Source organism: Massilia sp. FBCC-B171, assembly GCF_059134155.1.
In genome coordinates this window covers 3,298,487-3,310,804 of sequence record NZ_CP101443.1, presented here as the reverse complement: position 1 = coordinate 3,310,804, position 12,318 = coordinate 3,298,487, and the positions used below count along the sequence as shown (strand labels likewise).

Genomic DNA, 12,318 nt, shown 5'->3' with positions numbered 1-12,318 from the left:
CGGCGGAGCGCCTGCGTCCCGCCGTACCGGCACTTCTTTATCCCTCGCGCTTGGCCTTGCGGCGCCGCGCCAGGAAGCCCAGGATGCCCAGGCCGCCCAGCATCATGCCGTAGGCGCCGGGTTCCGGTACCGGCATGAGCATCATCGCCCCGCCGAAGGATGCGCCATCATCGGACACGATGGTGCCGTTCACGCGCAGGTAATAGTCCCCCGCGCTCAGGTTGCCCCCTGCGACCGACCAGACATCCACCGCACCGGTTTCCAGCGACGTTCCCTGGCTGAGCAGGGTGTCGTTGCCGTCGAATAGCGAGATGCTCGTGATATCGAGCCCGACGTCGGCCGTGCGGCTGACCGAAGCGACGATGGCATCGAGGTTCTGGCCGACGGTGCCGGTCACACTGAAGGTAAAGCGGTCGGCAAAAGTATTCCCGCTGTTGTCGGCTTCGAAGCTGTCGCCGAAGAAGGCGGAATTGTCCACCAGGTCGAGGGCTTGCGGCGTACTGCTGACATCGGACTGCGCCCAGGCTCCGGGCGCAGCGAATGCAGCGCTTGCCAGCACCGCTGCAGCTATTAACGATTTTTTCATAACGTCCTCTCGCGAAAATCAGCCGCGTCCTGCGGCCGGGTTATGGCAATCGGGGACTTCATGCTAGCAAAGGGGAGGGCCGATTTGCGTCATTTGCAAGAGCTGTGACTCTGCGGCGACACTCGATACTGCTCGGACATTTTCAGCGGGGATGCGTTGAAAGGCAGTCTGCTCATAGGACGCCGCCGATGAGGCAATTGTTGAGTGGAAAATGCGGACGAATTGCTCGAAACACGTCAGCGTCTTCCTACGAAAATGAAAGGGCGCGTCCTCTGCTGAGCTAAGCCCTGATTAAGACTCGCGTGTTTATGCAAAGCGGCGGATTGTCGCGGCGACAGGTGCGGGAGGAAAAGGGAAGCGGAAAAGAAAAATGGCTCAGAATCTCTTCTGAGCCATTTCCTTGAAACTGTGGTGCGGCTGGCAGGAATCGAACCCACGACCCCTTGGTTCGTAGCCAAGTACTCTATCCAGCTGAGCTACAGCCGCCCGAAGCACGCATTATAGCGGGACATCGGCAAATTGGGAAGTGCTCGCGAAGCCCTGCCGATCCGGTGAATGGAGGCCAAACGAAAAAGGCCAGATCTCGCGATCTGGCCTTCATATTCGTGGTGCGGCTGGCAGGAATCGAACCCACGACCCCTTGGTTCGTAGCCAAGTACTCTATCCAGCTGAGCTACAGCCGCCCGAGCACGCATTATAGCGGGGCATCGGCGAATTGGGAAGGGCTCGCAAAGCACGGTTTATCCGGTTAATGGACGGCCCAACGAAAAAGGCCAGATCTCGCGATCTGGCCTTCATATTCGTGGTGCGGCTGGCAGGAATCGAACCCACGACCCCTTGGTTCGTAGCCAAGTACTCTATCCAGCTGAGCTACAGCCGCCCGAGCACGCATTATAGCGGGGCATCGGCAAATTGGGAAGGGCTCGCAAAGCACGGCTCATCTGGTGATAGACGGCCAAACGAAAAAGGCCAGATCTCGCGATCTGGCCTTCATATTCGTGGTGCGGCTGGCAGGAATCGAACCCACGACCCCTTGGTTCGTAGCCAAGTACTCTATCCAGCTGAGCTACAGCCGCCCGTGAGACGAATTATAGCAGCGCTGCCGGCAATCCGGAAGTCTTAATTCATTGCAACTCTTTGGGCTCCTCTGGTAGATTAGCCATTCTGCATTTCGATGTGACGAGATTATGGTTGGCATTACCTTGCGCTTGCTTGCGGCGGTCCTGTGCACGCTGGCGCTGCACGCCACTGCGGGCGCCAGCGCAGCGCGCAACCTGCGCTTCGAGCAGGTGTCGATCCAGCATGGGCTGTCGCAGGAATCCGTGCTGACCATCCTGCAGGACCGCCAGGGCTTCATGTGGTTCGGCACCCAGGCCGGCCTGAACCGCTACGACGGCTACAAGATGACCGTCTACAGCACCGACCCGCAAGACCCACGCTCGCTTCCCGACAGCTTCATCAATGCGTCTTTCGAGGATGGCGAGGGACGGCTCTGGTTCGGCACCAAAGGGGGCCTGGCGCGCTTCGATGCGGCCGCCGGCAAGTTCGTGCGCTATGCGCTGACCGATGCCGGCGCGCCCGCAAGCGCCAACCGCAGCGTGAATGCGATCGTCGCCGACCGCCAGGGCATGCTCTGGCTGGGCACGAGCGAAGGCCTGACCCGCTTCGACCCGGCCAGCGGCGCCTTCACCACGATCCGCCATCCCGGCCACGACCACGCCGCCCAGGGCAATGCCGTCAGCGCGCTCGCTTTCGACGGCCACGGCGTGCTGTGGGCCGGCACGGCGCGCGGGGTGGGGCGGCTGGCGCCTGGCGCCACCCAGCTCGAACACATCGCCCCGCTCTGCAAGGACCCGCGCCACGCCCGCATCAATGCGCTCTCGATGGGGCCCCGCGACACGCTCTGGGTCGGCACCGACGCCGGCCTGGAAGCCTGGGACCTGGCCGGCGCCATGCCAGAGCGGCGCACCATCGGCGCGGCCGAGGGCATGGGCGAGATGCGCGTGGGTGCGCTCTATCACGACGCCGGCGGCACGCTCTGGGCCGGCACCGACCTCGATGGCGTGAAATGGCTGGACCCGACCATCGCTCGCTTCGTCACCTATAACAACCAGCCGCTCGACGCCCACAGCCTGGCCGACAACCAGGTCGGCTCGATCCGGATCGACCGCAGCGGCACGCTCTGGGTCGGCACCCGCTTTCGCGGTCTCTCGCGCACCGATCTGGCCAGCGGCGGCTTCTCGAACTTCAGCTTCCGGCCGCAAGGCAGCTACCGGATCGGCTTCGAAAAGGTGCGCGACATCGCCGTGCGCCCCGACGGCAAGAGCTGGATCGGCACCACCGGCGGCGGCCTGGTGCTGTTCGATCCCGACAGCGGGGCCACCATGCAGCTGCGCCACCGCGAGGGAGACGAGGCGACCATTCCGAGCGACGTCGTGCACAGCCTCTCGATTGCGGGCGAACGCCTGTTTGTGGGCAGCACCGGGGCACTGGCCTGGAGCGATTTGCGCGGCACGCGCTTTCACCGGATCGCGCTCCCTGGCCTGGGCACGGCCGCGGTGCAGGAAGTCGTGCGTACCCGCGACGGAGCGCTGTGGGTGGTCACGCGCGCCGGGCTGTACCAGCTGAACGAGGATTTGACGGTGCGGCAAAGCTGGCGCCACGACCCGCGCCAGCCGCAGGGCCTTGGCGACAGCACCCTGTTCCAGATGCTGGAAGACGCGCAGGGCATGCTCTGGATAGGTACCGACAATGGCCTGGACCGGTTCGACCGCCGCACGGGCGTCTTCACGCACTACCGCCACGATCCGGCCGACCCGGGCAGCCTGCGCCACAACCGCATCTACAGCCTGGCGCTGGCAAAGGACGGCCGGCTCTGGGTCGGCAGCGCCGGCGGGCTGCACTGGATGGAAGTCGACCGCGCCGGCAGGACGGCCTTCCGCCTGGTGAAGCTGCACGACTCGCGCAAACCGATGCCGATCGACGCCGTCCTCGAGGACAAGCGCGGGCGCGTGTGGGCCAGCCTGACCGATGGCCTGAGCCGCTACGATCCGGCCAGCGGCCAGTACAAGCATTACACGGCCAAGGATGGCCTGATCGACGGCACCTTCTTTGTCGGTTCGAGTGCGCGCGGGCCGGATGGGCGCCTGCACTTCGGCGGCGTGAACGGGCTCAGTTCCTTCGACCCGGATGCGATCCGCGACAATCCTTTCCCACCCGTCGTGCGGATTACCGATTTCCTCGTCTTTAACAAGCCGCAGCGCCTCGCCACACCGATCGAGCGCACGCGCGAGATCACGCTGACCCAGCGCGAGTCGGTGTTTTCGCTCGAATTCGCGGGCCTGCACTACGCCGCGCCGGCCAGCAACCGCTATGCCTACCGGCTCGAGGGTTTCGATGCCGGCTGGGTCGAGACCGATGCCGGGCGGCGCTTCGCCACCTATACCAACCTCGATCCGGGCAGCTATGTGTTCCGGGTCCGGGCCAGCAACAAGGACGGGGTCTGGAGCGAGGCGCCGGCCGCGCTGACGATCACGATCACGCCGCCCTGGTGGAGCAGCTGGTGGTTCCGCCTGCTCGTGCTGGGCGCGATCGCGGCCGCCGCCGCGGCAGCCTGGCGCCTGCGCTTTCGCGCGCTGGTGCAGCAAAAGGAAGTGCTGGCGCGCGAGGTCGGCGCCCGCACGGCCGAACTGGTGCTGCAAAAGGACGCGGCCGAACTGCGCAAGCGCGAGGCCGAGGAGCAGGGCGAGGCCGCCGACAGCGCACGCCGCAACATTACGCTCCTGTCCGACATCGGCCGCCGCCTGACCGCCAACCTCGACACCGAGGCGATCATGGCCACGCTCTACGAACACGTCCAGGTGCTGATGGAGGCGCCGGTGTTCGCGGTGGCGGTGGCCCGCCCCGACGGCCTGCTGTTCGATTTCGCCTACGCGGTGGTCGAGGGCCGCCGCAGCGCGCCCTCGCAGCGCGAGCGGCGCGATCCGTGCCAGCTGGCCGCCTGGTGCATCGAGCACGGGCGCGAGGTGTTCATCAACGAACTGGCGCTCGAGGCGGCGCGCTACCTGCCGGGCGTGGACCCGGCCGATGCCGCCTCCGAGGCCTTGCCCTGCGCCGCCGATGCGCCGGCCACCAGGCTGCCGCGCTCGCTCCTCTACGTGCCGGTCGCGGTCGGCCAGCGCGTGCTGGGGGCGCTGACCGTGCAGAGTTTCGCGCCGCGCGCCTACCAGCGCGTGCACCTGGACATGCTGCGCACGCTGGCGGCCTATGTCGGCGTCGCGCTCGACAATGCCCAGGCCTATCGCCAGTTGAAAGACGTGCAGGGCCAGCTCGCGGCCCAGGAAAAGCTGGCCTCGCTCGGTTCGCTCGTGGCCGGCGTCGCCCACGAACTCAATACCCCGATCGGCAACAGCCTTTTAATGGCGAGCACCCTGCACGAAAAGACGCTCGGCATCCGCAAGGCGCTCGAGACCTCGGCGCTGCGGCGCTCGGAACTGGACGGCTATGTCGGTGCGGCCGGCGAGGCGTCGGAGCTGATCGTGCGCAGCCTGCACCAGGCGGCCGACCTGGTGAACAGCTTCCGCCAGGTCTCGGTCGACCAGGCCAGCGCCCAGCGCCGCCGTTTCGAGCTGGGGCTGGCCTGCCAGGAAATCGTCGCGACCCTGATGAACAAGGTGCGCCTGGCGGGCCACGCCCTGGTGCTGGAGGTGCCGGGCGGGATCGCGATGGACAGCTATCCCGGGCCGCTGGGCCAGGTCCTGATCAACTTCGTCAACAACGCCTTGCTGCACGCCTTCGAGGGCCCGGGCGGCAGCATGCGCTTGTCGGCCGAGCTGATCGACAGCGACTGGGTCCGGATCGCGTTCGCCGACGACGGCCGCGGCATCGCGCGCGAGCACCTGGCGCGCGTGTTCGATCCCTTCTTCACGACGCGCATGGGGCAGGGCGGCACGGGCCTGGGCCTGAACATCGCCCACACGATCGCGACCTCGCTGCTGGGCGGCGCGATCCGGGTCGAGAGCGCGCCTGGAAGCGGCACCGTGTTCGTGCTCGAGCTGCCCCTGCGCGCGCCCGTGACGCGCCCGCTGCCGGACCCGCAGGGGACCCTGCACGTCTGAGCCGGCGCGCGGGCGCGATTCGCGCCTGCCCTGTGATAGCATCGCTCAGTTCGTTGCCTCTTTGGCAGCTTTGCATTCGTCCCAATGGCCAAACCGCTCCAACTCGTCCACTCAGTACAACCGGCGCCGCCGCACGAGCCCGCGCCCGTGGCTTTCGGGGCGGCGCCCGCTTTCCTCCTTGCGCGCAGCCCGCGCCGGGTCAATACCGCCTTTTCGCTGTCCCTGCTGGCCCATGTGCTGCTGCTCTCGCTGGTGCTGGGTGGCGAGACCTTTGGACTACCAGGCCTGAGTTTGCCGTGGCAGGAGCGGCGCCTGGGGGCGGACGATCTGCGCGTCGTGCTGGCGCCGGCGCAGCCGCCTGCACCGGAACCGGCACCTGCACCCGCGCCGGCTGCTCCTGCGCCTGCCGTCGCCGAAAAGAGCGCTGCCGCGCCCATGCGCATGCCGCTACCCGCTGCGCCGAAAACCGAAGCCGCCCCCGTATCGACTCCTTCACCTGAATCCGCTCCGGCACCCGCCGCTTTAGCCCCCGTCCCCGCGCCTTTGCCGGAACCCGCTCCTGCGCCCGTGCTGGAACCCGTTCGGCCTGCCGGAATGCGCCCCGAAGTGAACCTGCCGCTCGCGGTCGACGCCCCCGCCGTGCGCGCTTCGTCAGCGACGGAAGCGCCCAATCCTCCCGCACCGGGCGCGGAAATGCCGGCTCCGGACCTGGCGGCCCAGAAACAGATCGAACAGGAAGCACGCGAACGCGTGCTCGCACAGGCCCGGCTGGAGCAGGAACAGGAACAGGAGCGGGCGACGGCGCAGGCGCTGGCCCGGCAAGAGGCGGCGCAGCAGGACGCCGCGCGCCAGGAGGCTGCAAGACAGGAGACGGCCCGCCAGGAAATAGCAAGGCAAGAAGCCGCCCGTCAGGAAGCGGCCCGTCAGGAAGCGGCCCGTCAGGATACGACAAGGCAAGAGGCTGGCCGTCAGGAAGCGGCAAGGCAGGAGGCGGCGCGCCAGGACGCACTCAAACAAGCGGCCTCACGCGACGACGCGGCGAGACAGGAAGCGGCGCGCCAGGAAATGGCGAGGCAAGAGCTAGCCCGCCAGGAAGCGGCAAGGCAGGAGGCAGCGCGCCAGGACGCAATCAAACAAGCGGCCGCCCGCGACGACGCGACACGACAGGAAGCAGCCCGCCAGGAAGCGGCGCGCCAGGATGCGGCAAGACAGGAAGCGGCACGCCAGGAAGCGGCTCGACAGGAAGCGTCACGACAGGAAGCGGCAAGACAAGAAGCAGCTAGAGAGGACGCGGCGCGCCAGGAAGCCGCCCGCCAGGACGCCGCCAAGCAGGCGGCCGCGCGCGAAGACGCTGTCAGGCAAGACGCGGCCCGCCAGGAACGGACGAAACAGGAGCAGGCCCAACGCGAACGCGCCGCGCAGGAGGCCGAGCGCGAGGAGCGGCTGCGCGCCATCGGCCGGCAGCTGAACCAGGAAGCGGCCCAGCCCGACGCGCCGCGCACGACGCCCACCACCAGCAGCCTGCGCCGCGGCTGGCTGTTCGGCCGCGCCGACGCGAATGCCGACCTGGTCGACTATGCGCAGGCCATGAGCCGCAAGATCGAAATGAACATGGCCTTCGATTCCGTGCGCGAACTGGTCAAGCAGCGCCACACCCAGCCGGTCGTGACGGTGGCGGTGCGTGCCGACGGTTCGGTGGAGAAGGTGACCTTCGTGGTGTCGAGCGGCGTGCCGGCCATCGACGAAGCGATCCGGCAGGTTGTCGCGAGCCAGGCGCCGTATGGCCCGTTCCCGCCGGCGCTGGCGCGCCAGTACGACGTGGTAGAAATCCGGCGTACCTGGATTTTCGACATGGCGATCCGCCTGCAGTGATCGAGGGCAGGGCGTGCCCGCCCTGCCAACACGGTATTGCGCTTACCCGACCAGGTTCGTCGCCCGTCCCGCTTCCCAGGCCTCGATGTTATCGACCAGCATATCGGCCAGCGTCTGCATCGCGCCGCTGCTGGCCCAGGCCACGTGCGGGGTCAGGATGAAGTTCGGCAGGCGCAGTCCCAGCAGCGGGTTGTCCTGCGAAGGCGGTTCCTTGCTCAATACGTCGAAACCGGCGCCGCCGATCGTGCGCCGCATCAGCGCCTCGGCCAGCGCGTCCTCGTCGACCAGGCCGCCGCGGGCGGTATTGATCAGGAGCCCCGTCGGCTTCATCAGGCCCAGTTCGCGCGCGCCGATCATGTGGCGCGTGGCGTCCGTCAGGGGCAGGTGCAGGCTGACGACGTCGGAAGTCGCCAGCAGTTCGTCCAGCTCCAGCTGCACCACGCCCGGTTCCTCTACCTTCGAGCGCGAGGTGGTGGCGATCGTCATGCCGAAGGCCTGGCCGATCTGCGCCACGCGCCGTCCCAGCGCGCCGAAGCCGACGATGCCGAGCCGGCTGCCGGAGAGGTCGCCGATCGGGTGGTCGAGGAGGCAGAAACGGTTTGAGCGTTCCCAGCGTCCGGCTTCGACGTCGGCGACGTAGGCACGCAGGTTGCGGCGCAGCGCCAGCATCATGGTGAAGCAGTGCTCGGGCACCGAGACGAGCGAATAATCCCGGATATTGGCGACCATGATGCCGCGCGCGCGGCAGGCGGCCAGGTCGACGTTGTCGGTGCCCGTAGCGGCTACCGCCACCATGCGCAGCTCCGGGAGTTGTTCCAGGGTCTCGGCGCGCAGCGGCACCTTGTTGGTGACGGCGATGGTCGCGCCGCGCAGGCGTTCGACAACCTGGTCGGGCGCGGTGGCCGGATAGTCCTGCCAGTCGTGGTCAAAAGCGGGACGCCGTACCTTGGCAAGCAGGCTGTCGCGGTCGAGGAAGACGATCTTGTGCATGGCGCGCTCCAGGAAGGGGTGCGCATATTGTAGAGCATGCGCTTGATGGGGAAGGAAATCGGTCCGGCGGGCGGGATGAGTCGCTACCCGCCGCGGGTAAAGGATGCGCCCGTTTCGAAGCGCAGTCCAGTAAGAACCTATCCCGGCAGGGAAGAGTCGTTACTGGCGCGCCTGGCAAGCGGGTGCCGCGTTGCTCGTCGTTGCGTGGCTCGCCACGCGGCCTCCTCGCGCCTTGCTCCCACTTGCCATGCATCGCCATTAACTTCCTCTTCCCTACCGGGATAGGTTCTAAACGGGCGAAAAAAAGACAGGGCGAACCCTGTCTTTTTTTGGGCTATGGTGGGGCTGGAGCGGCCTGTAATTATTTGGTGCTGGTAGTCGTGGTGGTGTGCGTGGTGTGCGCAGTGGTGTCGGCCTTGTGCTCGGCTTTTGCCTCGGCGGCATCCTTCTTGGCTTCCGCTTTTTGCTTGCTGGCTTTCTTGACTGCCTTGGCCTTGTCTTTCGCAGCGTCCGCTTTTGCTTCGGCGACGTCGGACTTTGCTTCGGCCGAGGCTTTCTCTACCTTGGCATCGGCCTTCGCCACTTCCTTCGCTTCCTTGGCTTCGGCCTTGGTGGCCGGTGCGGTCGTCTGGGTAGCGGTACTCTGGGCGAATGCCGAGGTGGCAAACAGGCCGGCGATCAGGGTAGCGACGATTTTGCTCATGGTGTCATTCCTTAAAGGAGAGGGAAATGTCGGGAGCCGGTGGCCGGCTTCCCGGTGCTGCTGTGCCCAATAACGCGGGCCAAACTGCCAACGTTGACGCCAATTACATCCCGTTACAATCGTCGCAGGCACTCCCCGAAAGCGCGACCGTTAGCTGCCGTACAGTCGCAAGAAAGAGCCCTGAATACACTGGTCCTTACCGGAAAACGCAGGAGTTTGCCATGCCCGATGCCCTCAAGCTCTACAAGTCCAAGCGCGATTTCTCGATCACCTCCGAGCCGGCCGAAGGCGGCCAGCCGGGCAAGGAGGCACTCACCTTCGTGATCCAGAAACATTGGGCCAGCCGCCTGCATTACGATTTTCGTCTCGAGCTCGACGGCATCATGAAAAGCTGGGCCGTGCCGAAAGGGCCGAGCTACGACACCCATGACAAACGCATGGCCGTGCACGTCGAGGATCACCCGATTTCGTATTCCGATTTTGAAGGCACGATTCCCGAAAAGCAGTACGGCGCCGGCAAGGTGATTATCTGGGACAAGGGCACTTGGGAACCGGATGGCGATCCCGAAGAAGGCTACCGCAAGGGCAACCTGAAATTCGAATTGCGCGGCCACAAGATGCACGGCCGTTGGGTGCTGGTGCGCATGAAGGGCCGCGGCGAGAAGCAGGAGCCATGGCTCCTGATCAAGGAAAAGGACGAGTACACCCGGCCGGCAGAGGAGTTCTCGGTCGTCGATGACATGCCCGACAGCGTCAAGGCGCTGCCGATGCCGGGCACGCACGAGAAGCTGCCGGCCAAGGTGAAGGGCAAGGCGAAAGCCGCCGCTGCGCCCGCTGCTCCTGCGAAGAAGGGGCGTGCCGTCAAAGCCAAGGCGGGCGACGCGCGCCTGCCCGAAGGCGTGGTGGAAGCCGCGCCGCCCAAGGAATTCGCGCCCGAACTGGCGACCCTGGTCGACGCCCCGCCGGCCAACCCCGAAGAATGGGTGTTCGAGGTCAAGTTCGACGGCTACCGGATGCTCGCGCGCATTGCGGACGGCGAAGTGCGCCTGATTACGCGCAACAACAACGACTGGACCGACAAGCTGCGCCCGCTGCAAGAGGAAATCGCACGCATGGGGCTGCCGGACGGCTGGTACGACGGCGAAATTGTCGTGCACGATGCCAACGGCAACCCGAACTTCGGCTTGCTGCAGATGGCCTTCGACGGCAGCAACAAGGCCGAGATCGCCTATTTTATTTTTGATGCGCCTTATCTCGGCGGCTACGACTTGCGCAAGGTGGCGCTGGTCGAGCGCCGTGCGCTGCTCGAAGCAACGCTTGCCAAGGCGAAGAAATCAAGCATCGTGCGCTTTTCCGCCGAGTTCGGCACCGACCCGGAAGGCCTGATCGCCGCCGCCTGCAAGATCGGCCTGGAAGGCGTGATCGGCAAGCGGCGCGATTCGTTTTATGTCTCGCGCCGCTCGCCCGACTGGATCAAGCTCAAATGCGGGCAGCGCCAGGAATTCGTCATCGCCGGCTACACCGATCCCAAGGGTTCGCGCACCGGCATCGGCGCGCTCTTGCTGGGCACCTATGACGAGAAAGGCGTGCTGCGCTATGCCGGCAATGTCGGCAGCGGCTTCAATGGCGAGAGCCTGCGCGACATCGCCGCCAAAATGAAGGCCCTCGCGACCGACACCAGCCCCTTCCCGCCGCGTTCGGTCCCGGGACGCAAGCACCACTGGGTCAAACCGGAACTGATCGCCGAAGTGAGCTTTTCCGAGTGGACCAGCGCCGGCGCCGTGCGCCACCCGGTATTCCAGGGACTGCGCAGCGACAAGCCGGCCAAAGGCATCAAGCGCGAACTCCCTACACCCGTGAAGGACATCGAGATGAGCGAACACGCAGCAGCCGCCGACGAAGCGGGCACCCTGGAAGGCAAGCTGCCCGCCAGCCTGAAAATCAGCAACGGCGACCGCGTGGTGGACGAGAAGAGCGGCGCGACCAAGATGGACGTGGTGCGCTATTACGCCCTGGTGGGCGAACTGATGATGGAACACCTGAAGGGCCGCCCGGTGTCGCTGGTGCGCGCCCCGAGCGGCATCAAGGGCGAGCTGATCTTCCAGAAGCACGCCGACATCAAGAAGCTGCCCGGCATGAAGCACATGGACCAGGCGCTCGATCCGGAGCATCCGCCCATGCTCACCGTCGACAAGGTCGCCGGCATCCTGGCGGCCGCGCAGTGGAATGCGCTCGAGTTCCACACCCAGAACGCGGTCGGCAAATCCTACGACAAGCCCGACCGCATGGTGTTCGACCTCGACCCGGGCGAGGGCGCCGAATGGCCGGCGATGCAGGAAGCGGCCCAGGTGATGCGCGCCTTCCTCGAGGAACTCGGCCTGCCGGCCTTCCTGAAGACCAGCGGCGGCAAGGGCCTGCACGTGGTGGTGCCGATCAAGGGCGGCAAGGACTGGGATACCGTGAAAGGCTTTTCGCAAGCCATCGTGAACCACCTGGCCACGACTTTCCCCGACCGCTATTCGGCCAAGAGCGGCCCCAAGAACCGGGTCGGCAAGATCTTCATCGACTACCTGCGCAACGGCCAGGGCGCGACCACCGTCTGCGCCTGGTCGGCGCGCGCGCGTCCGGGGCTGGGGATCTCGGTGCCTTTGGCCTGGGACGAACTGGAGTCGATGAAGTCGAGCGACCAGTGGAATGTGAAGAATGCGCACACGCGGCTGGACAAGGGCAACGATCCTTGGGAGGGGTATGCGAAGGCGGCCAAGACGCTGACGGGGGCGATGAAGGCGCTCGGCTACAAGCCGTGATGCAGAGGGATCTGGGGCTGTTGCCTGATACGTTATCGGTCTGCGAAATCCGCGTGGGCTCGGAGAGCCCACCCTACGATCCCTGCAAACGGCAAGCTCCTGCGAGCCCCTGATACGCAATGCATCCCGTAGCGTGGGCACCCCGTGCCCACGCGGTTTTCGCATACCGCCTGCGCATCAGGGAACAGCCCCCCGACCAGTGAAGAACGCTCAGTCCACGTTGCGCCCCAAGCGCTTGAGCGA

The 12,318-nt window shown here is 66.1% G+C and carries 6 protein-coding genes and 4 tRNA genes; 3 read left to right on the top strand and 7 right to left on the bottom strand.

The genetic code is table 11. The features are described 5' to 3' along the window. Nucleotides 1–37: 37 nt before the first annotated feature. The 5 genes from NMB41_RS14975 to NMB41_RS14955 all read right to left on the bottom strand — a co-directional run bounded on the left by NMB41_RS14975 (nucleotide 38) and on the right by NMB41_RS14955 (nucleotide 1,662). Nucleotides 38–586 carry an FxDxF family PEP-CTERM protein gene (locus tag NMB41_RS14975; RefSeq protein WP_494378608.1) on the bottom strand — a complete coding sequence of 183 codons (549 nt, stop codon included), beginning with the start codon at nucleotides 584–586 and terminating at the stop codon, nucleotides 38–40. A gap of 409 nt (nucleotides 587–995) precedes the next feature. Further along, nucleotides 996–1,072, bottom strand: a tRNA-Arg gene (locus NMB41_RS14970). A 120-nt stretch (nucleotides 1,073–1,192) separates the two neighbouring features. Continuing rightward, a tRNA-Arg gene (locus NMB41_RS14965) sits at nucleotides 1,193–1,269 on the bottom strand. Nucleotides 1,270–1,389: 120 nt separating this feature from the next. Next, nucleotides 1,390–1,466, bottom strand: a tRNA-Arg gene (locus NMB41_RS14960). 119 nt (nucleotides 1,467–1,585) lie between these two features. Further along, a tRNA-Arg gene (locus tag NMB41_RS14955) sits at nucleotides 1,586–1,662 on the bottom strand. Between the two features lie 111 nt (nucleotides 1,663–1,773). Between NMB41_RS14955 and NMB41_RS14950 the strand changes: the two genes are divergently transcribed. Together NMB41_RS14950 and NMB41_RS14945 are read left to right on the top strand one after the other, a co-directional pair. Next, nucleotides 1,774–5,703, top strand: coding sequence for a sensor histidine kinase (locus tag NMB41_RS14950; RefSeq protein ID WP_494378607.1), 3,930 nt, complete (start codon nucleotides 1,774–1,776; stop codon nucleotides 5,701–5,703). 84 nt (nucleotides 5,704–5,787) lie between these two features. Continuing rightward, a complete protein-coding gene (locus NMB41_RS14945) occupies nucleotides 5,788–7,575 on the top strand; it encodes a histone H1-like repetitive region-containing protein (protein WP_494378606.1) in 1,788 nt (595 codons plus the stop codon). A 42-nt stretch (nucleotides 7,576–7,617) separates the two neighbouring features. Here the strand turns inward: NMB41_RS14945 and NMB41_RS14940 are convergent, their stop codons facing one another. Continuing rightward, nucleotides 7,618–8,565 (bottom strand): D-2-hydroxyacid dehydrogenase, encoded by a 948-nt coding sequence (locus NMB41_RS14940; protein ID WP_494378605.1) that lies wholly within the window; start codon nucleotides 8,563–8,565, stop codon nucleotides 7,618–7,620. Nucleotides 8,566–8,926: 361 nt separating this feature from the next. Continuing rightward, nucleotides 8,927–9,268, bottom strand: coding sequence for a hypothetical protein (locus NMB41_RS14935; RefSeq protein WP_494378604.1), 342 nt, complete (start codon nucleotides 9,266–9,268; stop codon nucleotides 8,927–8,929). A 221-nt stretch (nucleotides 9,269–9,489) separates the two neighbouring features. Between NMB41_RS14935 and ligD the strand changes: the two genes are divergently transcribed. After that, nucleotides 9,490–12,075, top strand: a complete 2,586-nt coding sequence (gene ligD / locus NMB41_RS14930) for a DNA ligase D (RefSeq protein ID WP_494378603.1) — start codon at nucleotides 9,490–9,492, stop codon at nucleotides 12,073–12,075. The last annotated feature ends 243 nt before the right edge of the window (nucleotides 12,076–12,318 follow it).

Bases quoted from the DNA above. Each gene is read 5' to 3' on its own strand.
- NMB41_RS14935 (WP_494378604.1), bottom strand. From the start codon at position 9,268: ATGAGCAAAATCGTCGCTACCCTGATCGCCGGCCTGTTTGCCACCTCG.
- ligD (WP_494378603.1), top strand. From the start codon at position 9,490: ATGCCCGATGCCCTCAAGCTCTACAAGTCCAAGCGCGATTTCTCGATC.
- NMB41_RS14975 (WP_494378608.1), bottom strand. From the start codon at position 586: ATGAAAAAATCGTTAATAGCTGCAGCGGTGCTGGCAAGCGCTGCATTC.
- NMB41_RS14945 (WP_494378606.1), top strand. From the start codon at position 5,788: ATGGCCAAACCGCTCCAACTCGTCCACTCAGTACAACCGGCGCCGCCG.
- NMB41_RS14950 (WP_494378607.1), top strand. From the start codon at position 1,774: ATGGTTGGCATTACCTTGCGCTTGCTTGCGGCGGTCCTGTGCACGCTG.
- NMB41_RS14940 (WP_494378605.1), bottom strand. From the start codon at position 8,565: ATGCACAAGATCGTCTTCCTCGACCGCGACAGCCTGCTTGCCAAGGTA.